This window comes from Bacillus sp. ISL-55 (assembly GCF_018613155.1).
Lineage (GTDB): Bacteria > Bacillota > Bacilli > Bacillales > Cytobacillaceae > Mesobacillus.
The window spans coordinates 38,609-62,380 of sequence record NZ_JAGGQU010000018.1 but is presented as its reverse complement, the minus strand read 5'-3'; the positions used below and the strand labels follow the sequence as shown (position 1 = coordinate 62,380).

Below are 23,772 nucleotides of genomic sequence, written 5' to 3'. Positions count from 1 at the left end.
TTGGCTAAATAATGATAAGTGGTGATAATGATGAGAATGGTTGACGTTATTGAAAAAAAACGTGACGGGCATGAATTATCAACTGAAGAAATTCAATTTTTTGTTGATGGATATACAGATGGCTCAATTCCTGATTACCAGGTAAGTGCGCTGACAATGGCGATTTTCTTCAAGGGAATGACGGAAAAAGAACGTGCTGACCTTACGATGGCGATGGTGAAGTCTGGTGACCAGATTGACCTTTCTGCCATTGAAGGAGTTAAGGTCGACAAGCATTCTACCGGCGGTGTAGGCGACACGACAACTCTTGTATTAGGGCCATTAGTTGCAGCTGTAGGTGTTCCGGTCGCAAAAATGTCTGGGCGCGGCCTAGGCCATACGGGCGGAACAATCGACAAGCTGGAATCCGTTGAAGGCTTCCATGTCGAAATCGACAATGACGAATTCATCAATCTCGTAAATAAAAATAAAATTGCAGTAATCGGCCAAAGCGGAAATTTAACTCCGGCTGATAAAAAGCTGTATTCATTGCGTGATGTAACAGCTACTGTTGACAGCATCCCATTGATTGCAAGCTCCATCATGAGCAAGAAAATCGCTGCTGGAGCTGATGCGATCGTTCTGGATGTTAAAACAGGTGCAGGTGCATTCATGAAAACACTCGATGATTCCCGCGAACTGGCAAAGGCAATGGTGCGCATTGGAAATAATGTCGGCCGCAGGACAATGGCTGTTATTTCAGACATGAGCCAGCCATTGGGATATGCAATCGGTAATGCTTTAGAGGTTAAGGAAGCAATCGATACATTGAAAGGTGAAGGTCCAGAAGACCTGACAGAACTTTGCTTGACACTCGGAAGCCACATGGTATTCCTGGCTGGAAAAGCTGAGTCCCTTGGAGAAGCACGCAGCAAATTAGAAGAAGTGATCAAAAACGGATCTGCTCTTGAAACGTTCAAGGTATTCCTGGAATCTCAGGGTGGCGATGCTTCTGTTGTTGATGATCCAAGCAGGCTTCCACAAGCAAAATACACCTTCGAACTTGAAGCAAAAGAAGCAGGCTATGTTGCTGAAATCGTTGCTGACGAAGTGGGAACTGCCGCAATGCTGCTTGGTGCAGGAAGAGCTACAAAGGAATCAGAAATCGATTTGGCCGTAGGTTTGGTATTGCGCAAGAAAATCGGCGACAAAGTCGAAAAAGGCGACTCTCTTTTAACTATTTACAGCAACTTCGAGGATGTAAACGAAGTGAAAGAAATGCTGTATGAAAATATTAAGGTTTCAAGTGAACATGTTGATGCACCGATTTTGGTTCATGAAGAAATTACAGAATAAATAGTGTAGACAAAAGCGAAGAGGGGACTCTTCGCTTTTTTTGTGTGCAAAAATATCGGTTTTATATACCTTGTTTGTATAAAAATGGATTCATTGGAAAAAATAGACCTTATAAAGATAGGAGGGTTATGGCCATGAAGCTGAGAAAGTTAACGAGTTTACTGCTTGTTTTTATGATGGGCGCAGCAATTATCTCCCCAAAAGGATATGCGAATGAAGGAGACACTGGACTCGCCAATGATGCCAGTTCGGCTATTTTGATTGAACGGGATACAGGTCAGGTACTATTTGATAAAAACAGTCATGAAAAGCTGCCGCCAGCCAGCATGACTAAAATCATGACGATGCTTTTAATCATGGAAGCGCTCGATGAAGGAAGGCTAAAAATGGACGAAAAGGTCCGTGCCAGTGAATATGCCGCATCAATGGGTGGATCTCAAATCTTCCTTGAGCCAGGAGAAGAAATGACAGTTGAGCAGTTGCTGAAAGGAATAGCAATTGGATCTGGAAACGATGCGTCAGTTGCAATGGCTGAGCGTATTGGCGGCTCAGAAGAGGCATTCGTAAAAATGATGAATGATAAATTAAAGGAACTTGGCCTGAAAAATACAGTGTTCAAAAATACCACTGGATTGCCTGTCGATGGCCATTACAGCTCGGCATATGATATGGCAATGATGGCAAAAGAATTGTTGAAATACGAAAAAATCACCAAGTTTACTGGAACATATGAAGATTATCTCCGTGAGGATTCTGATAAGAAATTCTGGCTAGTCAATACGAATAAGCTTGTTCGTTTTTACCCTGGGGTAGATGGCCTGAAAACAGGCTTTACGAATGAAGCGAAATATTGCCTTACTGCTACTGCAGAAAAGGATGGCATGCGTGCGATTGCTGTTGTGTTTGGAGCACCTACCTCCAAGGCCAGGAATGCACAGGTAACGAAGATGCTGGACTATGCGTTCAGTCAATACCAGACCCATCCTATGTTCAAGAAAGGTCATCCACTAGGAAAGGCAGCAATCAGCAAAGGTGATAAGAAGACAATAAATGCCGTTACATCTGAAAGTGTCTCTCTCCTAACCAAAAAAGGAGCAGACATAAAAGACGTAAAGCAGAAAATCACTATGAATAAAAGTCTTAAAGCGCCAGTCGAAAAAGGAGACCGAGTTGGCACTTTGAAGCTGGTAAAAGACGGCAAGACCCTTGCGGAAACGCCTCTGGTTGCAGATGCAAAGGTGGAAAAAGCAAGCTGGTGGGTACTGTATAAACGCTCATTCGGGATGTTTACGAGGGCTGGAAACCAGCAATAGTGAAAATTCCCTCGCGGAATTGTCGAAAACACTGCTATTCCATCTAGTTTTAGCGAATAGACACTAGTTTTGTTCTTTAGAAGGATTTGGCTTAGTCAATGGAGAAATTGACTCACTATACCAGATAAGGAGGCTTTGGATAGTGAGTCTTAACATTGATATTGAAGTGAAGCATGACGTCTTATTGATTCGAGTTAGTGGTGAATTAGATCACCATACTGCAGACCAGCTTCGCGAGCAGGCAACAAAAGCCCTTGAAAACGAAGAAGTCCGCCATATTGTCTTGAACCTCGAACACCTCACCTTTATGGATAGTTCGGGTCTAGGGGTAGTTTTAGGAAGGTATAAACAAATCAAGCAGCTTCATGGAGAGATGGTAGTATGCGCAATTTCTCCGCCAATCAAGAGGTTATTTGACATGTCGGGTTTATTCAAGATTATCCGTCTTGATCCGTCAGAAGAATATGCATTAGAGAGATTGGGGGTTGCTTGATACATGAAGAATGAAATGAATATTCATTTTAGCGCATTAAGCCAAAATGAATCTTTTGCCCGCGTGACGGTCGCTGCATTCATTGCACAGCTGGACCCAACGATGGATGAACTGACCGAAATAAAGACGGTAGTCTCGGAAGCGGTAACGAATGCTATCATTCACGGATACGAAAGTAATCCAGACGGAAAAGTGTTTATTTCTGTGATGATTCAGGATGGAACGGTGGAAATGCTGATTAAAGACGAAGGAATAGGGATTCCAGATATCGATGAAGCCATGCAGCCACTTTATACATCCAAGCCTGAACTCGAAAGGTCCGGTATGGGTTTTACAATTATGGAAAATTTCATGGACGAAGTACAAGTGAGATCAGAGCCCGGCTTTGGGACAGAGATTCGTTTGAAAAAGCACCTGTCAAAGAGCAAAGCGCTGTGCAATTAAGGGAGTTCTGCCTATGGATGTGGAGGTAAAAAAGGATAATAGCCAAACGTATCTTAAGGACCATGAAGTCAAAGAACTGATTTTGAGAAGCCAGCAAGGGGACCAGGCCGCAAGGGACCTAATCGTCCAGAAAAACATGCGACTCGTATGGTCTGTCGTCCAACGGTTCCTCAACAGGGGATATGAACCTGACGACCTATTCCAGATAGGCAGCATCGGCCTCTTGAAGTCAGTTGATAAATTTGACCTCTCGTATGATGTGAAGTTTTCGACGTATGCCGTTCCAATGATCATTGGTGAAATTCAGCGTTTCATCAGGGATGACGGTACCGTGAAAGTAAGCAGGTCACTAAAAGAAACAGGCAATAAAATCAGGAAAGCGAAGGATGAGCTTTCCAAAACATTGGGCAGGGTCCCAACTGTCAATGAAATTGCCGAGTTTCTGGAAATTTCGCCTGAAGATGTGATCATGGCACAGGAAGCAAGCCGCACTCCTGCGTCCATCCATGAAACGGTTTACGAAAACGACGGCGACCCAATCACTCTTCTTGATCAAATTGACAATGGGGAAGAGGGCCGCTGGTTTGATAAAATCGCATTAAAAGAGGCAATAAACGAACTGGACGAACGGGAAAGACTGATCGTGTATTTGAGATATTATAAGGATCAAACCCAATCCGAGGTTGCAGTCCGACTGGGAATCTCCCAGGTCCAGGTCTCACGTCTCGAAAAGAAAATACTGCAGCAAATGAAAGGCCGTATGGATCTTTGAATCCATATGGCTTTTTTGCGTTTTTCTACTCGTTCTAGGATATTGGCACCCGGAATGCTGGGATTCTGGAAAAAGAGGTCACCAATAAAGCGTATTGGCGCCCTAAAAACCTGAGATTCCAGAAAAGAGGTCACCAATGGAGCGTATTGGCGCCCTAAAAACCTGAGGTTTCAGAAAAGAGGTCACCAATGGAGCGTATTGGTGCCCTAAAAACCTAAGATTCCAGAAAAGAGGTCACCAATGAAGCGTATTGGTGACCTAAAAACCTAAGATTCCAGAAAAGAGGTCACCAATAAAGCGTATTGGTGACCTAAAAACCTAAGATTCCAGAAAAGAGGTCACCAATAAAGCATATTGGCGCCCTAAAAAACCAAAATCTCGAAAAAAGAGGTCACCAATAACTTAGAGGTCTCTAAAAATAAGGATTATGAAAAATGAAGTCTTAAATGTGGCTTGCCACCTTAACCAATTATTGGGCATCATGAAAAAACGGGAGGAATCCATACTAAATATACGAGGAAAACAATGTGTTGGAAGTGAATCTGATGGAAAAAACGATTTATATCCGCATGCGAAATCGCGTCCAGGTCAAGCCTGAGGAATCACTTTTGTTAAAGGATATAGCGCAGATCATTGCCAGTGAGGATATTTATGAGGAATTGGCAGCACTACAGGTCCTTAAAGTTACGCCTAAGGATCATATCCACATTGTTGATGTCATGAAGGTCATTGAATTTATCACCGGGATTTACAGGGATCATGAGGTTCAGGCTGTTGGGCCGCCGCAAACGATTATCGAGGTGATTTACAAGAAAAAAGGAATGTCGATTCCATTTTTTATCCTCGTCTGGTTCCTGTTGTTTTTTGGTGCAGCATTGACCATTATGAATTTCCATGAGGATGTTAGTATGCAAACGGTCCATGAGCGTCTTTATTACATTATGACAGGAGAAGAAGTTGAGAAGCCGCTATTATTCCAAATTCCTTATTCAATCGGAATTGGGGTTGGCATGATCTTATTTTTTAACCATGTATTTAAAAAGAGATTGAATGAAGAGCCCAGTCCTCTTGAAGTTGAAATGTTCAACTACCAGCAATCGCTTGACCAGTATGTAATCTTGCATGAAAACAAGGAAAGCGTGAAGCATATAGATGACGATTAGTATCTTATTCATAATTCTTGTTGGACTGGCGAGTGGGCTAGCGGTAGGATCTGGTTTTGTTGCGTTTTTGTCCGTCCTAGGAGTCATACCCAGACTTACACAGCTCACGAAGACGATGAAATTGATTTCCTGGTATGAATGGGCTGTTGTCCTGGGAGCCCTATTGGGAACTGTCGGCAGCTTAAGGGATCCGCTTCTCAGTTTTTCTCCACTGGTTACCATTCCGCTTGGATTGGCGGGTGGCATATTTGTGGGTATGCTGGCTGCGGCTTTGACAGAGGTCCTGAATGTACTTCCGATCCTCGCTAAAAGAGTCAGGGTGGATGACAAACTTGAGAATTTGCTCATGGCGATAGTGCTGGGAAAGGTATTCGGATCATTATTTCATTGGATTTACTTTGTAGGACGTTAAAAAGCTTTGTAGAATGCTTCATATTCCAGCAACCACCTTAATAAAGAAAAAGAGCTGCAGAAAGGACGGCAAAGAATGGCCGAAAAAAGGAAGGTAATTTTAATTACAGATGGTGATGATTATGCCCGGCGTGCGGTTGAGAGTGTGGCTGCAGATGTCGGCGGGCGGTGCATCTCTCTTTCACATGGAAACCCTTCTGTCCTTTCTGGGCCACAGCTAGTTAAATTGATCAAGAAAGCAGCCAAGGATCCAGTTTTGGTCATGTTTGATGATAGTGGTTTTCTTGGAGAAGGAGCAGGAGAGAAAGCGCTGAAATATGTAGCTGAGCATAAGGACATTGAGGTTCTGGGGGCGATTGCCGTAGCGTCAAAAACGCATATGGCGGAATGGAGCCGTGTGGATTTTTGTATAGACCGGGATGGTGAACTCACGCCATATGGTGTTGATAAACATGGAGTGCCAGAACTTGAGATTGGAAGGATTAATGGAGACACTGTGTACTGTTTGGATACGCTTAATGTCCCCCTAATAATCGGGATAGGTGATATCGGTAAAATGGCAAGGCGCGACCACTATAAAATAGGTTCACCCATAACGAAGAAAGCAGTGGAAATCATCCTTGAAAGGAGCGGATTCTATGCCAGAGAAGAATGACAAGCTGCCAATCCCGCGATCATTGGACGAAGCTGAAAAGTATATGAAAGAACACGTTGGTCTTGGAGACAGTTTTGACCTTGGGGTCAGGAAGCTGAAAATCCTGAAGAAGAATGTCCATTTTTATTATGTGAATGGGTTGTGCGATACAAGCTTCATCGTACATATCGTTGAAGAGCTAGTGGATATAAATGATAACGAAAAACTTTCAACCCATCTGCAGGAGATTGTTGAGAATAGAATCACCCACCAATCTGTTGAGAAGATTAAAACGATGGATGAGCTTGTCGACCAGGTTCTTTCTGGACTTATTGTCATATTAGTTGAAGGTGAATCAATCGGACTGGTAGTCGATGTCAGGAGCTATCCCGGAAGGCAGCCTCAGGAGCCTGATACAGAAAAGGTAGTGCGCGGATCTCGTGATGGCTTTGTGGAAAATATCATTGTCAATACTGCCTTAACCAGAAGGCGGATCAGGGATGAAAATCTGCGTTTTGAAATGATGAAGGTAGGCGAAAGGTCAAAATCAGATGTTGCGGTTGCCTATATAAAAGATATAGCGAATCCAGGCTTGATTGATGTCATCAAAAAGGAACTTAATTCAATCAAAATAGATGGTATTACAATGGCAGATAAAACAATCGAGGAATTCCTTGTAAAACAGGGATATAATCCTTACCCGCTCGTAAGGTATACGGAACGGGCCGATGTAGCAGCGACACATCTCCTAGAAGGACATGTACTAATTTATGTGGATACGTCTCCGAGTGTCATCATTACGCCAACGACCTATTTTCATCATCTTCAACATGCTGAAGAGTACAGACAATCACCTGGTGTCGGCACAATGGTTCGCTGGATACGATTCCTTGGAGTGCTTGCATCACTGTTGCTTTTGCCGTTATGGTATTTATTTGTGCAGAATCCAGACCTGCTTCCAGATAAAATTTCATTTATCGGACCTAATGAAGATTCAAATATTCCGATTTTCTTGCAAATCATGCTTGCAGATGGAGGCATTGAGTTCCTTAGGATGGCGGCCATCCATACGCCGACGCCTCTCTCCACAGCAATGGGTTTAATCGCTGCAGTCCTGATCGGTCAAATCGCAATCGATGTAGGGATGTTCGTGCCAGAAGTAATCCTTTATGTAGCTGTGGCAGCCATCGGTACTTATGCAACGCCAAGTTACGAATTGAGTATAGCGAACAAAATAGGCAGGATTTTCCTGTTAATAATGACTGCTATATTTCATGTGCCGGGATTTGTGGCAGGTACCACTGTTTGGCTGCTGCTGCTTGCTAATATAAAATCCTTGAACACTCCTTACCTATGGCCTTTCATTCCATTTCATCCTATCGCATTTATGCAGATTTTGATCAGGAGAGCTGTGCCAGGATCAAAAATCCGGCCAAGCATCGTCCATGCAAGGAACCGCTACAAACAGCCATCAAAATCCTGATCATGTTTCAATTGCGCGTTCGCTCAAATTATGATAAAGTGTTTTTAATTTACTAAAGACTTAAAGCGAAAAATAAATAGACAGTTCATCAGTGAACTGTCTATTTATTTATTATTCATGGATAAGCGTTATCGTACCTTAGCAGGTAAAAGTTTATGCTGAAATAACAGAACAATAAGAAAACAAGCTTAAATCAAATGATAGGCAAGGGATGAGGGACTACATGGAATTTCATGGAACTGCAAAGGTTAACCGACTAGGGCATTTGGAAATTGGCGGAGTCGATACAATCGAATTAGCTGAAAAATATGGAACCCCGCTGTATGTTTATGACGTTGCCTTGATCAGGGAGCGTGCAAGAGCTTTTAAAAGGACTTTCGAGAAGGCTGGAATTACCGCTCAAGTAGCGTATGCGAGCAAAGCTTTTTCAACCGTAGCGATGGTGCAGTTAGCTGCGGAGGAGAACCTTTCGCTTGATGTCGTTTCTGGGGGAGAGCTCTATACGGCGCTGGCTGCGGGTTTCCCTACAGGAAGGATCCATTTCCATGGAAACAATAAAAGCCGGGAAGAGCTGGTAATGGCTCTTGAGAATAATGTCGGCTGTATCGTAGTCGATAACTTTTATGAACTCAACATGCTGAAGGATATTTGCAAAGAGAAGAATACTGCAGTCAAAGTTCTGCTACGAGTTACACCTGGTATTGAAGCACATACACATGATTATATTTTAACTGGCCAGGAAGACTCAAAATTTGGATTTGATTTACAGAATGGACAGGCTGATGCGGCTATGAAGCTTTGCCTTAATGACAAGAATATCGATGTTCTCGGTCTGCATTGCCATATAGGTTCACAGATTTTCGAAACAACAGGTTTCATCCTTGCTGCACAGAAGATTTTTGAAAAACTGAATCAATGGAAAAAGGACCTGTCTTTCGACTCGACAGTCCTCAATCTTGGCGGTGGATTTGGGATTCGCTATACAGACGAGGATGACCCTATTCCAGCAGCACAATATGTAGAAGAGATTATTGCTGAGGTCAAAAAGCAAGCTTCTCACTATTCAATGAATGTTCCGGAAATCTGGATCGAGCCAGGACGTTCTCTTGTTGGGGATGCCGGTACCACCCTTTACCGCATCGGTTCTAGAAAGGATGTTCCGAATGTCCGCCAGTACGTAGCTGTCGATGGCGGAATGAGTGATAATATTCGCCCGGCATTGTACCAGGCTAAATACGAAGCAGTCCTTGCAAACAGGGTAATGGACAAACCAGAAGAGACCGTAGCAATTGCCGGGAAGTGTTGTGAATCGGGAGATATGCTAATCTGGGATCTTCCGCTGCCAAAGTCTGGTGACCAGGATCTTCTGGCTGTTTTTTGTACGGGTGCCTACGGCTATTCAATGGCCAATAACTATAATCGGCTTCCAAGGCCTGCGGTTGTTTTCCTGGAGGATTCCAAGGATACACTGGTTGTCCGCCGCGAAACATTTGAAGACATGGTGAAATTGGATCTCCCCTTTAAAGAAAAGGTGAAAAATTAAGCTGCTTTCCCGCAGCTTTTTTTATCTGGTTTTATTGGTGTTTTGTCATATTGGCTAAATGCCCGGTCTTATTGTAGAATTACAGATTGGGAGGGATTCCGGTTTGAAAAAGAACAACTGGCTGTTATTTGTGTTATTATTGTTGATGTCTGTTGGGTGGGGAGCCTACTACTGGTTTTTTATCGTACCAGGACAATAGCCTGCAGAAAAAGATTTGAAGTATCCGTTCAGATTATGTATGATATTATCATTCAATTAAAATGCAGAACCATAATTGACGAAAAAACATATAGTATCAAAAAGATGTTTTAACATTTGATTTTTTGTAGCCTTCTCTTTACGGGGAGCTAAGGTTTAAGTTGGATGAAAAATGGAAAAAATGGTTTTGTTATCATTCCATTATTACTGTCAAACCACAATGAGGGATTTCTATGTTAATTCGATATAAAAAGGCATTTGAAAAGATTGCGATGGGATTGCTATCCTTCATGCCAAATGAGAAGGATCTGAAAAAACTTCAGCAGACGATGAGGAATTATGAAACCGATGATTCCTGGCAGCTGTTTTTATGGAAAGAAGGCGAAGATATCATCGGGCTGCTGGGTGTTAACTTCACTGAAGATAAAATGATGCAGCTTCTTCACATCTCAGTGAATCCTTCACACCGCCATCAGGGGATTGGAAGGCGTATGGTCAATTCCCTCCAGGAGATGTTTCCTGAATGGACAACAGTTGCAAATGCTGAGACGGCTTCATTTTTTGAAAAGTGCAGCGAGGAAGATAATAGCGTAGAAGGCAGTGGATGTTAAATCCAGCTGCCTTTTTATTTTTCCCTGCCCTTCCTTTCCTCGAGGGCCATCTGCCGGTCGGAAATGACATCATTTCGATCCCTTGTTGAGTGCCGATGGACCAAGTCTGAATTTTGCAGATTACTGCTTGTTCCCCAAGTAAAACCGTTATGTCTGCACTCATCATAGCAAAGTCTTTTAAGCTCGGTGTCGCTTATAGGCAGATTAAAGCTGGTGTATGGAAGGTTGCTAAGCAAGTTGTTTTTTCTTTTAGACAGTGTTTCTGTCAATAGCTCGGGGTCGATTCCTAACCGGGCTGTTGCTTCTTTTGTATCTGAAAAGATTTCCTCTGCTTTAGTTAAGGTCCTTATTGCGCCAGGGAAATTATTGCGGCGATGGTGGTAAGTTGACACAGCCAAAAGGATTAAGGCTACCCAGATAGATTTTTTATTGCCAGCGTCTGTTGCTTTCCAATATTCTTCTAAAATCTCATGGCATTCAAAATAATCCCTGTCTCCGTGGAAATGAGCAAGATATTGTATATAGGATGCTGGATATTTTGACATATAATTACCTCCGATCATGTACCTCTAGCTTAGCATAAATTCCATAAAAGGCTGAAACAAGAAGAGGATATGCAAAACAGCAAACCTAAAAAGGCCCGGCTGTTGCCGGGCATTTAGTCATTGCTTTTTAAATTGCCTTACCCTATAACCAGGCTGCACCAACGATGATGAGCAAAATGAAAAGCACGACGATTAAAGCAAATCCAGCTCCGTGTCCATAACCTTTTTTATCTGACATTTAACATTACCTCCTATTAGTGAAATAGCCTAATATACAATTTCAGCATATGCAGGTACGAAGAGAAGGGTTTGGGCGGAAGCTTGTATTTTTTAGGAAGAACTAGATATTTGTACTTATAAATTAGTAATGGATAACATGTAGGTTATCTACTATACTTATATAATGATGCAGTTCATTATAGGAATTTTGGTGGGAAATAATGCAATATAACGTGAAAATCGAGGCCTTTGAGGGCCCATTGGACTTACTTCTGCACTTGATCAATACTTTGGAGATTGATATTTATGATATACCTGTTGCGGAAATAACTGAACAATATTTAATGTATATCCATGCGATGAAGGAATTGCAGCTCGATGTCGCAAGTGAATATCTCGTAATGGCAGCGACCCTGTTAGCAATCAAAAGCAAGATGCTCCTTCCTAAGCATGAAGAAGAACTGGAAGATGAATTTGACTTTGATCATGAAGAAGATCCGCGAAATGAACTCGTGGAAAGGTTGATTGAATATAAGAAATTCAAAGAGGCAGCCAGTGACCTGAAATCCCTTGAGGAGGAGCGGGGTTTGATGTATACCAAACCTCCAAGTGACCTAACGGATTATGCCGAAGAAGTTAAAGGTGACAATACTAATCTTGAGATATCTTTGTATGACATGCTTGGTGCATTTCAAAAACTTTTAAGAAGAAAAAAGTTGCAAAGGCCACTATCGACCAAAATCGCCCGTCAGGAAATTTCCATAGAAAAAAGGATGGACGAAGTCTTAAGCTTCCTGAAAAAAAACGGCACAAGGAAAAAGTTTTATGACTTGTTTCCCAAATCTGACCGTGAGCATATTGTCGTTACTTTCCTGGCAATTCTTGAGCTTATCAAACGGAAAGAAATCGATGTCGAACAGGAACAAAACTTTGCTGAAATATATATGACAGCCAGAAAGGAGTAAGAGCGTGGGAATAGTGAAGTGGAAAGGGATATTAGAGAGCCTTCTTTTTGCAGCTGGTGATGAAGGGTTGAGCCTGAAGCAGATAACATCTGTGCTTGAAGTTGATGAAATCCAGGCAACTGAAATTGTTACTGAACTCCAGCAGGATTATGAAAGTGACGAAAACCGCGGTATAACAATCGTCCAACTGGCAGGAGTATATCAGCTGGCTACGAAAAAAGAGCATGCTGATTATTTAAAGAAGCTTGTCGAATCACCAGGGGCGGCGCATCTGTCGCAAGCAGCGCTTGAGACTTTGGCAATTGTAGCTTATAAGCAGCCGATTACAAGAGCAGAGATTGAAGAGATTCGCGGAGTGAAAACGGAAAGGCCGCTCCATACTCTGTCTTCCAGGGCTTTGATTAAAGAAGTTGGAAGAGCAGAAGGAACGGGAAGGGCGATTTTATATGGAACGACAAAAGAATTTCTTGATTATTTCGGCTTGAAAAATATTAATGAACTGCCTCCTCTGCCGGATCATATTGAGGATGACGAATTGCATGATGATGCGGATCTATTCTTTGAGAAATTCCAGGAAACAATGGAAACAGATCAATAGCTTTTGTGCACAAAGTTTGGAATTTATGATAAAATCAAAATAATTATTTGGAAATGCTTTAACTGGATGCCAAATTGCTGGCTTCGATGGGAAAGCATTTCTTTTCTACATAGGAATTAAAGAAGAATGAATGTCCAACGGGAGGAATACCATGCTTATAAAGCAATGTATTGGTCATGAACTTGAAAAAGAAAAATCAAACACCTCGGAGGATTTTTTCAACCGAAGCGAAGTGACTTTTGTGGAAGATGGCAAGGAGAAAACCCTGCATGTCCTCTATGTAAGGTATTTTGATGAGTTGGCAGGAAGTATCACTCCATTTGAACAGGATCCAATCTTCAAGGCCGGCAGTAAGGAAGTATATATGAGGGATTTGGTAGCACTTGCTGCGTTATTGAAAAATCCGGGATATCGCCATCGGAAAAGGGTATATATAAATCAACAGAGAGAGTTTGCGGATATTTTCAAAGGATTGGATTATAGCAAGCTTCCTGAAGTATTTGAAGGTATCGAGCAAAAAGGCAGCTTTGAAGTGCGCTCTCCCTTGGATTATATTGTCCAGCCTGTATAGAGCAAGGCTCTTTCCGTAAACTTTGTTGCCTTTTCTCAGCTTCATTGGATTCTTGATTGCGGGAAATCACCCAATAGAGACCCTATTTCAGGAATGAATCGTAAGCTAGAATTCATGGGAAAGCAACTACCACCTAAAAAAAGTTATGGTAAAAATCCATTGGGGGTGTCAATTTGGGGAATACAATAGTTAAAACACAAATCGAGGAAGTAAGGGAATTTCTTTCAGACACAGTAGTGAAGCTGGAGAACTACCTGAATGAAACAACTCTTGAAGTGCTAAAACAAGGGCAGCAGGCAGACGAAGAATACTATAAAACGATTCTTTCAAGCCTCCGCAAGCTGGCTGTTTACTGTGAGGAAGGATTTGATGCCTGCAAGGTGATCCTTCAGGCAGAGGTATTTTCAAAACCAGCAGCTGAAAAAACTTTATACCGAATCTACTATCAATGCATTGAAGAATTCTTCTCTCCTAAAAGTGATGCATGGTATGAAGACAGCAGGGCTGCCTATACAGGAAAGAATGCCATCAAATTCAGACAACCAGTGTCAACTGGAGTAAACGAACTGATGGTCAGCCTCGAAAGCGGTTTTCAAAGAATCCGCGAAGAACTGGAATATTACGAGACAGATTACCGTACAAAAATGCTCCAATCAAGATAACGCAACCCAGGGAACAGCTATTTTTTAGCTGTTCCTTTTTTCATGTCTGTAATTAAGGAGATATATCCATCGTTGGCAGCATTCACGTTTTTGTGTCATAACACTCCTTGTCCTGCATAAACTTGTACAAACTGCCAAAGGAGACGAGGGTCTGTCAATGAAAAGGACTTGGATGAAATTAATGTTTATCGCCACTCTGTTGGTATACTGCATTCCTCAAACAGCGCAGGCTTCTGTTTCGGTAAGTGCCAGAAGCGCGGTTTTGATAGAACAGGAATCTGGCAGGGTATTATTTGAAAAAGACGCGCACAGAGTAAGCAGGATTGCCAGTATAACTAAAATCATGACGGCCATCCTTGCAATAGAATCTGGCAAATTGGATGAAAAGGTGAAAGTGAGCGAGAATGCTGTCCGTACTGAAGGATCCTCAATTTACCTGAAGCCCGGAGAAAAAATAAGGCTTGAGGATTTGGTGTATGGATTAATGCTGAGGTCGGGCAATGATGCTGCTGTCGCGATCGCGGAACATGTAGGCGGCAGTCTGGATGGATTTGCGTACCTGATGAACGAAAAAGCGCAGCAAATCGGCATGAAAAATACTCATTTTGCCAATCCGCACGGGTTGGATGACCACGAAGACCACGTGTCCACAGCCTATGACATGGCTATTCTGACACGCTATGCAATGGAGAATGAGATCTACAAGGAAATTTCCGGTACAAAGGTACACAGGGCTCCTAATCCAACAGAAACATGGGACAGGGTATGGAAAAATAAAAACAGGCTGCTGACAGAGAAATATAAGTATAGTACTGGCGGGAAAACCGGATATACAAAGCGGGCGAAGAGAACTTTAGTCTCCACAGCTCAAAAGGACGATTTTGGGTTAATCGCAGTTACACTTAATGCACCTGATGATTGGAATGACCATATCCAGATGTTTGAAACAGCCTTTTCAAATTATGATATCGCAGAGATACTCTCCAAAGGTAAAGTGAAAGGGATAAAGGATTCGCATTATAAAAATAAAGTTTACCTGGACCATTCATTTGTTTACCCGCTAACTTCAGAAGAAGAAGACATGATCAAAGTAGAATACAGATTGAAAAAGGCGTCGCCAAACGAGGAGGATAAGCGAAGTTCGATTGCAGGCCGGGCAAATGTCTACTTGGATGATAAGCAGATTGCAAGTTTGCCTGTTTATTACAAAGAGGAGGCAAAAGAGAACAAGTCCTTCTTCGGTCTTTTTAAGAACCTTTTCACATCAATAGCAGGGATCAAGAATCATGGTTAATTACATCTGGGTGGTTATGATCTTAATTGGTCTTGGCTTTGCAATGGTGAATGGCACGATGGCTGAAGTGAACGAAGCAGTTTTTAGCGGTGCAAAGGAAGCTATCACCCTGAGTATCGGTCTTATTAGCATCCTTGTATTTTGGCTTGGCATGATGAGGATTGCGGAGGATTCCGGCCTATTATCAAAGCTTTCCACTTTATTTAAACCATTGATTTCAAAGTTGTTCCCTGAAGTCCCTTCCAATCACCCGGCAATGGGCTATATACTGTCAAACATGATTGCCAACATGTTCGGGCTTGGGAACGCAGCAACACCTCTTGGGATCAAAGCAATGGAAGAACTGAAAGAGCTGAATGATGGGAAAAATGAAGCGAGCAGATCGATGATTACTTTTCTTGCGATCAATACAGCGAGCATCACCCTCATTCCAACCACAGTTATCGCGATAAGGATGAATTATGATTCCGCCAATCCAACAGATATCGTTGGACCAACTCTTGTGGCAACTGCTGTCTCTGCTGTTGCAGCGATATTAATTGACCGTTTCTTTTATTACAGAAGAATTAAAAAGGGGTAAATCTAAATGGAAATTGTATCTGCCATATCATTATGGTTCATCCCTGTCATGATAGCTTTTATCCTGATTTATGGAACTTATAAAAAAGTCCAAACATATGAAAGTTTTGTAGAAGGCGGTAAGGAAGGTATCAAAATGGCCGTTTCCATCATGCCATTTCTTGTCGGGATGATGGTGGCCATTGCAGTTTTTCGCGCGTCAGGGGCACTTGATGTTATGGTGAATTGGATTCGGCCAGGACTGGAGATGGTAGGAATCCCTGCTGAAATTGTACCGCTAGCGCTGATCCGGCCAATTTCAGGAACAGCGGCGCTCGGAATTACGAGCGACCTGATTGCGGTACATGGTCCGGACTCTTTTATTGGAACACTCGCTGCCACACTCCAAGGAAGCACGGACACGACGTTTTATGTCCTTACCGTATATTTCGGCGCTGTAGGCATTAAAAAAATGGGAGATGCACTCAAAGTTGGATTACTTGCAGATGCAGTCGCAATTATAACAGCTATAATCGTCGTTACTTTCATGTTCTGATCAGTTCTTGCAATCGTAGAGTGTGAATTCATATTTTTAACAAGAAGAAGATACCTCCTGCAGGTATCTTCTTTATTTTGGGGGGCCGACTGTTCAACTAGACGAATTGACATAGTAAGCGTAGGATACGGAAATCAACAGCCTCGTTTAGCTGTGGGTTATGATCACAATCTTTTTTTATACTCTTAAAAACCTGCCGAATCAGGTATCACAAAATGAACTAATATTAGTATAAAATAATATTGCATTATGTTTACAAAACGAACTTTAGTAGAAGTTGTTCTCGCCTCGTTTTTTGCTTTTCGTCTATAATCTACCATCCGCATTTTGAACAGTTTCGGGGCTCTTTTCTTGCAGCACCTTAACTGGCAATGCATGAGAAATCGTAAAAATCCAGAAGCCGATTTTTACTTTTGACTGTGAAAGCAAAATAGTTGACGAAAAGAGCCTTTGTTAAAGAACAATTAACTTTCCCTATTTATTTTTCGCTTTTTCCACCATTGCTTACTTTGAAAACAGCGAGACTTATGTCATAATTCATAAGGATGGATTAGATATTAATATTAACCATAGTTAATTGATATTAAATAGGAGTGACCTTATGGAAAGACTGCAAAAAGTTATTGCTCATGCAGGAATAGCATCGAGAAGAAAAGCCGAGGAAATGATCCTCGAAGGAAGAGTCAAGGTAAACGGAAGTGTTGTCAAAGAACTTGGCCGAAAGGTAACCCCATCTGACAGAGTAGAAGTGGATGGAGTCCAGATTGAAGGGGAAGAACCTGTCTATTTCTTGTTCTATAAACCCCGCGGTGTTATTTCAAGTGTACAAGATGATAAAGGCCGGAAGGTTGTTACCGACTTTTTCCAAACAATCGAACAAAGGATTTATCCAGTTGGGCGCCTTGATTATGATACATCGGGTCTGCTTTTGCTGACGAACGATGGAGAATTCGCAAACTTGCTCATGCATCCAAGCAATGAAATTGATAAGATGTATGTGGCAAAGGTTAAAGGTATTCCTTCAAAGGAAAAGCTGACTAGCCTGGCTCGAGGAGTCATGCTCGAAGATGGAAAAACAGCGCCGGCAAGGATTAAATTGCTGAGTGTTGATAAAAAGAAGGATACAGCAATTGTTGAAATCACAATCCATGAGGGACGGAATAGACAAGTCAGAAGAATGTTCGATGCAATCGGGCACCCTGTTTTGAAACTTAAAAGAGAAAAATACGGTTTCCTGACGCTGAATGGCTTAAGGACTGGGGAGATCAGGGAGCTTACACATCATGAAGTAAAGCAGCTTCGTGTCCTGGCGATGAAAAAGTCTTAGGTTTACTAACATGGGTGTAGTTGAAATGGTATAATGAAGGAGAAATACGGTGGGAGGTTTAGGGGATGAAAAAGAAACGTCTGATCACTAGAACGATTATTCTCGCGGTTATGGCTCTGGCTGTTGGCTATACTTTGTATGCTAACATGAATAAGGATAAAAACCAGAAGATTGTGATTGGAAAACCTGCTCCTGATTTTGTCCTTGTTGATATGGAAGGCAATAAACACAGACTTTCCGAGTATAAAGGACAAGGAGTTTTCCTTAATTTTTGGGCAACATGGTGCAAACCATGCGAGCGAGAGATGCCTTATATCGAAAATCAGTACCAGCAGTTCAAGGATCAGGGTGTTCAGGTCCTGGCAATTGACTCCGGTGAATCAGAACTTGCTGTTAATAGGTTCATTGAGCGAAAAGGCATGACTTTTCCGGTTATGATTGACGATGGACCAGTCCAGGCAGCATATGGGATCAATCCGTTGCCAATTACCTTCTTGATTGACAAAGAAGGCAAAGTGGTGAAAAGCCATACAGGGGAACTAAATGAAGAAACAGTCCGTGATTTCATGGAACAGATAAAACCTTAAAGTAAGGGGAACAGGGAGTTTTTACTATGAACGAGGTAAAATGTGAGTGCGGCCATATAAATCCGCAGGGAACGATCCTATGTGAATCTTGCGGAAGAGTGCTGGAAGAAAAAGAAAAAGAGAAGCAGCTAGCTGATATGCGCTATGAAGGAAGTGCGCGCCGTTCACAAACGTATAACAAGACAATCATCGATAAAATATGGAATTTCTTCTCGTCCGTCAAAGTTGGGGTATGGCTGATCGTCATCCTCTTAATCGCGTCCTCTCTAGGTACGATTTTTCCTCAGGAAATGTACATCCCTCCTGTAATGCCTGCATGGGAATATTATGAAGAGCAATACGGATGGCTGGGGAAACTTTATTATGATCTCGGGTTCCATAACCTTTACAGTTCCTGGTGGTACCTGCTTTTAATCGCTGCGCTTGGGATATCACTCGTTATCGCTAGTCTCGACAGGGTAGTTCCATTATACAGATCCCTGAAAAACCAGCGAGTATCGAGACATGAAAGCTTTTTAAAGCGCCAGAGAATGTTCAGCATTTCAGATGCTGTGCTGACAGATGAAGCAGCAGGGAAAATCAAAGAAAATTTAACAAAAAAACGGTATAAGCTGCGTGAGGAGAATGGAGATATCCTCGCGGAGAAAAATCGTTTTTCTCGTTGGGGTCCCTATGTAAACCACCTTGGCCTGATCATCTTTTTGATAGGGGGCATGCTCAGGTTCGTGCCTGGGATGTATGTGGACGAAATCCTCTGGCTAAGAGAAGGCGAGACAAAAGCAATTCCTGGGACCGAAGGACACTATTATCTGAAAAACAATCAATTTATCTTTGAAGTATATGATAAAGATAAAGATGAAGAAGTCTTCCAGGATGCGATCAACAAAGCAGGGACGGTAGTTAAAAACTATCAGACTGATGCTACTTTATATCAGAGACAGGGAGAAATTGTCCCGGGTGAAAAACCTGAGCTTGAAAAGATTCGTGACCATGCTATCCAGGTTAATAAGCCTCTGAAAGTCGATGGTTTTGCCTTGTATCAGGTAGATTATAAGCTTGATGAAATGAGCAAAATGGCTTTTAAACTAGAAAATAAAGAAACAGGGGATCAGTTTGGTGATGTGACTGTAGACTTATATGACCCAGAAATGAAATACGATCTAGGAAATGGGTACAAAGTCGAAGTGATGAGCTATTTCCCGGATTTTGAGTTTAATGAAGACGGGGAGCCTGCGACAAAGTCACGCATTCCGAATAACCCTGCGTTCATCTTCAAGATGTTCAGCCCAGAAAAGCCTGAAGGTGAAGTCAGTTTCGTAGCCATCAGGCAGAACCTTGAGCCATTGGGTGAAAATGATTACAAGATGACATTTAACGGGATCGAAACGAAGAATGTTACGGCTCTGACTGTCAGAAAAGACCACACTCTTTGGATCATTGGGCTTGGAGGATTAATATTCATGATCGGTGTAATCCAGGGTGCATATTGGAATCATCGACGTGTATGGTTGAGAAGAGTAAATAATCAGGTATGGATTGCCGCACATACAAACAAAAACTGGCATGGCATAAAAAGGGAGCTTGAAGATGTCTTTTCCGATTCAGGAATAGCCGCTCCTGAAGACCAGGTGTCAGAAGAAAAGAAGGAGTAAGGAGGGAATATAATGGTTGAGTTGAGTTCTAACTTTCTGTTTGCAGCATTTATCCTCTATCTAGTCGGTATTTTGTTTTTCGGGGGAGCTATTAAGGATAAAAGGCATGCTGACAAAAAAAACACACCTAACAAATGGGCGAAGATTGGGCTAGTTGTAACGATTGCGGGTTTCCTATCCCAGTTGACATTTTTCATTTTAAGATGGATTGCTTCCGGACACGCGCCGGTCAGCAATCTGTTCGAATTCACGACATTCTTCGGCATGTCATTGGTAGGGGCATTTATCGTCATTTATTTCATGTATAAAACACCATTGCTGGGACTGTTCACTTTGCCTGTAGCTGCTTTGATCATTGCCTATGGAAGCATGTTCCCAAGGGACGTAACCCCATTGATTCCGGCACTGCAAAGTTACTGGCTCCATATTCACGTTACGACGACAGCGATCGGACAAGCAATCCTGGCAATCAGTTTTGCTGCTGGTCTGATTTATCTCGTTAGAAGTGTTGATCAGACGAAGAAAACCAAAAGTACATTATGGCTTGAAGTTGTCTTGTTTGGCTTGATCAGCACGCTTGGCTTCGTATTCGTTTCCAGTTTCTTTGCAGCAACAGATTATTCAGCGAATTTTAACTATATCAACAAGGATGGCCAGCCTGCTACTGAGGAATTTACAATTCCTGCTCTTGTTGGACCCCATCAGTATGAGTTGACAAACAAAGATCGTTTTGAACCATTGTTCGAGACACCTGCAATCATCAGTGCAAAGAAATTGAATACTGTTATTTGGTCGCTCATAGCGGGTATAGTATTATATGTATTACTAAGACTCGTCCTGCGCAAGCGCGTTGCTGCTGCATTGCAGCCGTTGACGAAGAATATTAATATGGATCTCGTCGATGAGATTGGCTATCGCTCGGTTTTAATCGGCTTCCCGGTTTTCACTCTTGGCGGTCTGATTTTTGCAATGATTTGGGCCCAGATTGCCTGGACTCGCTTCTGGGGCTGGGATCCAAAGGAAGTGTGGGCATTGATAACCTGGCTTTTCTACGCGGCTTTCCTGCACCTGCGCCTTTCAAAAGGATGGCATGGCGAGAAATCGGCATGGCTAGCGGTCATCGGTTTTATCATTATTATGTTCAACCTGGTAGCAGTTAACCTTGTTATCGCAGGTCTGCATTCTTATGCAGGTTCCTAATTTGTGTCAATTTTATGACTGCCTTCACTGTCTTAAGTGAAGGCCTTTTTTAAAAAATCATGGCAAGTAAACGCATGTTTATGTAAAATAATCGCAGGGAGGGATATATTTTATGGAAAAAGACGTGAAGATTTTAGTAGTGGATGATGAAGAAAGAATTAGACGATTGTTGAAAATGTATCTTGAAAGAGAGAACTATATAATTGAAGAAGCAGAAGATGGAAATGAAGCGTTGGCAAAAGCGCTTGCCAACGATTATGACGTAATCCTTCTTGATTTGATGATGCCTGGGAAAGATGGAATCGAAGTTTGTCGTGACCTTCGTGAAAAGAAGTCAACTCCTGTTATCATGCTAACCGCAAAAGGCGAGGAAGTGAACAGGGTCCAAGGCTTCGAGGTAGGTACTGATGATTATATCGTCAAGCCGTTCAGCCCTCGTGAAGTTGTCCTGAGAGTCAAAGCTATGCTCCGCCGTTCATCGAGCACAAGCTACTTGCAGACAGAGACAACTGCTAAAGATGTAATTGTTTTCCCTCATTTAACCATTGATAATGATGCCCATAGGGTTTTGGCAGATGGCAAAGAAGTCAGCTTGACGCCTAAGGAATATGAACTGCTTTACTTCCTGGCGAAAGCGCCTGATAAAGTTTTTGATCGGGAGCAATTATTGAAAGAAGTTTGGCATTATGAATTTTTCGGTGATTTACGAACGGTTGATACACATGTTAAAAGATTGCGCGAGAAGCTGAACAAAGTATCTGAACAGGCTGCGAAAATGATCGTGACAGTCTGGGGGGTTGGCTACAAGTTCGAGGTAGTCAATGAATGATGTTTTGGCGCAGTGTAGTAGGTAAACTTTGGATTACCATCCTTTTGCTGGTTTCATTTGTGTTATTCATCTTGACAGTGATGCTGATGGAATTTTTTGAAAACTATCACATTAATGAAACCAGAAAAGGAATGACCAATACTGCAGAGAAAATAGCCAGGGTACTGGAAGACCATCCTGGCCAGGAGGAACAACTAGGTCTTGAAATTGCATGGGAAATGGTCGACGATGACTCTAGAGTGACTGTCATTAAAGATAAGGATACTTATTTTTACTCACCTGATGGAGAAGATACAGCACATGTACCGATTTCATTTTTTATGAATGACCGGGATCTCTCTGCGGTTTTTAAGGATGATAAAACTGTAGATATCATTTCTTCTATGCCAGGTATTTCAAACGAGGTTGATGATACTCAGTATTTAATGATCGGTGTTCCGCTTGACCAGTTTGAGCAAGGGAACGGGGCCGTATTCATTTATCAGTCACTTGAGGTGATGGAAGAGACGACCAGGCTGACAACGAAGTTCATCTTGCTTGCAGCGGGCGTGGCAATAGTCCTTACGACAATCTTTGCTTTCTTCCTGTCCACCAGGATCACTGCACCTTTGCGTAAAATGAGGGAGGCAGCCTTTGAAGTCGCCAGAGGCAAGTTTGACACAAAAGTACCAATCCTCACTCATGATGAAATAGGGGAATTAGCAACTGCCTTCAATCAGATGGGCAGACAGCTGAAATTCAACATGAACGCATTGAGTCAGGAAAAAGAACAACTGACAAGCATCCTTAGCAGCATGGCAGATGGAGTGATCACTTTCAATCGTGATGGTACAATCCTGATTACGAATCCGCCTGCTGAAGTATTCCTGAGATACTGGTATTATGAGCAGGGCCTGGCTTCTGAGAATACAGATGCCGTCCCTTCTGAAGTCATGGAGTTATTCCAGCTGGCAGTCAATACGGAAAAAGAGCAGGTTGGTGAGATCACTGCCCAGGGAAGAACCTGGGTAATCATTGTCAGCCCGCTGTATAATAAAAGATTCATCCGCGGGGCTGTTGCTGTAGTCCGGGATATGACTGATGAACGAAAACTCGACAAGATGAGGGAAGATTTCATCGCCAATGTTTCACACGAATTAAGAACGCCGATTTCGATGATGCAAGGTTATAGTGAAGCGATCGTCGATGACATCGCTCAAACGGATGAAGAAAAGAAGGAAATGGCTAAAGTCATTTACGATGAGTCACTGCGAATGGGCCGCCTTGTTAATGAACTTCTTGACTTAGCCCGTATGGAAGCAGGTCATATTCTTCTAAACGTTGAATCCGTCGAAATTAATCCATATGTAAATCGAATTATCCGTAAATTCCATGGTTTGGCGAAGGAAAAGGGAATTGAGTTATCTGTCCAGTTTGATTCAGAAGAACAAGATTTCCGTTTTGATCCAGACCGCATCGAACAGGTCCTGACCAACTTGATCGATAATGCTATAAGGCACGTCCCTGATTCGGCATCCGTCGTCATTGGTGGAAGAACCGATGAAAAAGGATTATATTTTGAGGTGAGCGACCAGGGGCCTGGTATCCCTGAGGAAGATTTACCATTCTTGTTCGAGAGGTTTTATAAAGGCGATAAATCCAGGACTCGCGGTGTATCCGGCACCGGGCTTGGACTAGCAATTGCCAAGAATATTATCGACGCACATCGAGGAAATATCTCGGTAAAAAGCAAACTCGGACAAGGAACGACATTTTCCTTTTTCATCCCTCGAAATATTGAATAACTTGCCGACTATTCTTGATTCACGA

26 protein-coding genes are annotated in these 23,772 nt (G+C 42.4%); 24 read left to right on the top strand and 2 right to left on the bottom strand.

All coding sequences use genetic code 11. From position 1 onward, the window contains the following. Positions 1-30 precede the first annotated feature (30 nt). The 11 genes from J7E32_RS09825 to J7E32_RS09775 all read left to right on the top strand — a co-directional run bounded on the left by J7E32_RS09825 (position 31) and on the right by J7E32_RS09775 (position 10,400). Positions 31-1,335, top strand: coding sequence for a pyrimidine-nucleoside phosphorylase (locus J7E32_RS09825; RefSeq protein ID WP_214907116.1), 1,305 nt, complete (start codon positions 31-33; stop codon positions 1,333-1,335). A 140-nt stretch (positions 1,336-1,475) separates the two neighbouring features. Continuing rightward, positions 1,476-2,648, top strand: a complete 1,173-nt coding sequence (locus J7E32_RS09820) for a D-alanyl-D-alanine carboxypeptidase family protein (protein WP_286182979.1) — start codon at positions 1,476-1,478, stop codon at positions 2,646-2,648. 142 nt (positions 2,649-2,790) lie between these two features. Then, entirely contained in the window at positions 2,791-3,141 is a 351-nt protein-coding gene (gene spoIIAA / locus J7E32_RS09815) for an anti-sigma F factor antagonist (RefSeq protein ID WP_214906838.1), read from the top strand. A gap of 3 nt (positions 3,142-3,144) precedes the next feature. Next, positions 3,145-3,585 (top strand): anti-sigma F factor, encoded by a 441-nt coding sequence (gene spoIIAB, locus J7E32_RS09810; protein ID WP_214906836.1) that lies wholly within the window; start codon positions 3,145-3,147, stop codon positions 3,583-3,585. Positions 3,586-3,598: 13 nt separating this feature from the next. Next, on the top strand, positions 3,599-4,357 hold the full coding sequence (gene sigF, locus J7E32_RS09805; RefSeq protein WP_214906834.1) for an RNA polymerase sporulation sigma factor SigF: 759 nt from the start codon (positions 3,599-3,601) through the stop codon (positions 4,355-4,357). Between the two features lie 545 nt (positions 4,358-4,902). Beyond that, positions 4,903-5,520: a stage V sporulation protein AA gene (locus tag J7E32_RS09800; protein WP_102265123.1), complete on the top strand. Its 618-nt coding sequence runs from the start codon at positions 4,903-4,905 to the stop codon at positions 5,518-5,520. Continuing rightward, the gene (locus J7E32_RS09795; protein WP_214906832.1) at positions 5,510-5,932 is read left to right on the top strand and encodes a stage V sporulation protein AB; all 423 of its coding nucleotides are present in this window, start codon (positions 5,510-5,512) and stop codon (positions 5,930-5,932) included. The genes J7E32_RS09800 and J7E32_RS09795 overlap by 11 nt, the downstream gene beginning before the upstream one ends. A gap of 75 nt (positions 5,933-6,007) precedes the next feature. Continuing rightward, positions 6,008-6,586: a stage V sporulation protein SpoVABEA gene (gene spoVAEA, locus J7E32_RS09790; protein WP_214906830.1), complete on the top strand. Its 579-nt coding sequence runs from the start codon at positions 6,008-6,010 to the stop codon at positions 6,584-6,586. Beyond that, a complete protein-coding gene (locus J7E32_RS09785; RefSeq protein WP_214906828.1) occupies positions 6,570-8,048 on the top strand; it encodes a spore germination protein in 1,479 nt (492 codons plus the stop codon). The genes spoVAEA and J7E32_RS09785 overlap by 17 nt, the downstream gene beginning before the upstream one ends. Before the next feature lie 223 nt (positions 8,049-8,271). Next, positions 8,272-9,591, top strand: coding sequence for a diaminopimelate decarboxylase (gene lysA / locus J7E32_RS09780; RefSeq protein ID WP_214906827.1), 1,320 nt, complete (start codon positions 8,272-8,274; stop codon positions 9,589-9,591). Between the two features lie 431 nt (positions 9,592-10,022). Further along, complete coding sequence (locus J7E32_RS09775) at positions 10,023-10,400, top strand: GNAT family N-acetyltransferase (protein WP_214906826.1); 378 nt, start codon at positions 10,023-10,025, stop codon at positions 10,398-10,400. Positions 10,401-10,414: 14 nt separating this feature from the next. Here J7E32_RS09775 and J7E32_RS09770 read toward each other — a convergent pair whose 3' ends face one another. Beyond that, a complete protein-coding gene (locus J7E32_RS09770) occupies positions 10,415-10,945 on the bottom strand; it encodes a DUF309 domain-containing protein (protein ID WP_214906825.1) in 531 nt (176 codons plus the stop codon). Positions 10,946-11,087: 142 nt separating this feature from the next. Then, a complete protein-coding gene (locus J7E32_RS09765; protein ID WP_023627472.1) occupies positions 11,088-11,183 on the bottom strand; it encodes a YjcZ family sporulation protein in 96 nt (31 codons plus the stop codon). 202 nt (positions 11,184-11,385) lie between these two features. Here J7E32_RS09765 and J7E32_RS09760 point away from each other — a divergent pair, with 202 nt between their 5' ends. The 13 genes from J7E32_RS09760 (at position 11,386) to J7E32_RS09700 (ending at position 23,747) form a co-directional block, all read left to right on the top strand. Further along, entirely contained in the window at positions 11,386-12,129 is a 744-nt protein-coding gene (locus tag J7E32_RS09760; protein ID WP_214906824.1) for a segregation/condensation protein A, read from the top strand. Between the two features lie 4 nt (positions 12,130-12,133). Then, the gene (gene scpB / locus J7E32_RS09755; RefSeq protein ID WP_214906823.1) at positions 12,134-12,727 is read left to right on the top strand and encodes an SMC-Scp complex subunit ScpB; all 594 of its coding nucleotides are present in this window, start codon (positions 12,134-12,136) and stop codon (positions 12,725-12,727) included. Between the two features lie 151 nt (positions 12,728-12,878). Continuing rightward, on the top strand, positions 12,879-13,298 hold the full coding sequence (locus J7E32_RS09750) for a hypothetical protein (RefSeq protein WP_214906822.1): 420 nt from the start codon (positions 12,879-12,881) through the stop codon (positions 13,296-13,298). A gap of 173 nt (positions 13,299-13,471) precedes the next feature. Further along, the gene (locus tag J7E32_RS09745) at positions 13,472-13,960 is read left to right on the top strand and encodes a YpuI family protein (RefSeq protein WP_214906820.1); all 489 of its coding nucleotides are present in this window, start codon (positions 13,472-13,474) and stop codon (positions 13,958-13,960) included. Between the two features lie 157 nt (positions 13,961-14,117). Continuing rightward, the gene (locus J7E32_RS09740; protein WP_214906819.1) at positions 14,118-15,254 is read left to right on the top strand and encodes a D-alanyl-D-alanine carboxypeptidase family protein; all 1,137 of its coding nucleotides are present in this window, start codon (positions 14,118-14,120) and stop codon (positions 15,252-15,254) included. Continuing rightward, the gene (locus tag J7E32_RS09735) at positions 15,247-15,834 is read left to right on the top strand and encodes a nucleoside recognition domain-containing protein (RefSeq protein ID WP_214906817.1); all 588 of its coding nucleotides are present in this window, start codon (positions 15,247-15,249) and stop codon (positions 15,832-15,834) included. The genes J7E32_RS09740 and J7E32_RS09735 overlap by 8 nt, the downstream gene beginning before the upstream one ends. Before the next feature lie 6 nt (positions 15,835-15,840). Continuing rightward, positions 15,841-16,368: a spore maturation protein gene (locus J7E32_RS09730; protein ID WP_214906815.1), complete on the top strand. Its 528-nt coding sequence runs from the start codon at positions 15,841-15,843 to the stop codon at positions 16,366-16,368. A gap of 601 nt (positions 16,369-16,969) precedes the next feature. Beyond that, positions 16,970-17,695: a 23S rRNA pseudouridine(2605) synthase RluB gene (gene rluB / locus J7E32_RS09725; RefSeq protein ID WP_214906814.1), complete on the top strand. Its 726-nt coding sequence runs from the start codon at positions 16,970-16,972 to the stop codon at positions 17,693-17,695. 65 nt (positions 17,696-17,760) lie between these two features. Next, positions 17,761-18,282: a thiol-disulfide oxidoreductase ResA gene (gene resA, locus J7E32_RS09720; RefSeq protein ID WP_214906812.1), complete on the top strand. Its 522-nt coding sequence runs from the start codon at positions 17,761-17,763 to the stop codon at positions 18,280-18,282. Between the two features lie 26 nt (positions 18,283-18,308). Next, positions 18,309-19,934 (top strand): cytochrome c biogenesis protein ResB, encoded by a 1,626-nt coding sequence (gene resB, locus J7E32_RS09715; RefSeq protein ID WP_214906810.1) that lies wholly within the window; start codon positions 18,309-18,311, stop codon positions 19,932-19,934. 12 nt (positions 19,935-19,946) lie between these two features. After that, positions 19,947-21,134 carry a c-type cytochrome biogenesis protein CcsB gene (ccsB, locus tag J7E32_RS09710; protein ID WP_214906809.1) on the top strand — a complete coding sequence of 396 codons (1,188 nt, stop codon included), beginning with the start codon at positions 19,947-19,949 and terminating at the stop codon, positions 21,132-21,134. Between the two features lie 112 nt (positions 21,135-21,246). Further along, positions 21,247-21,963 (top strand): response regulator, encoded by a 717-nt coding sequence (locus J7E32_RS09705; RefSeq protein ID WP_214906807.1) that lies wholly within the window; start codon positions 21,247-21,249, stop codon positions 21,961-21,963. Then, complete coding sequence (locus J7E32_RS09700) at positions 21,960-23,747, top strand: ATP-binding protein (RefSeq protein WP_214906805.1); 1,788 nt, start codon at positions 21,960-21,962, stop codon at positions 23,745-23,747. The genes J7E32_RS09705 and J7E32_RS09700 overlap by 4 nt, the downstream gene beginning before the upstream one ends. Positions 23,748-23,772: the final 25 nt, after the last annotated feature.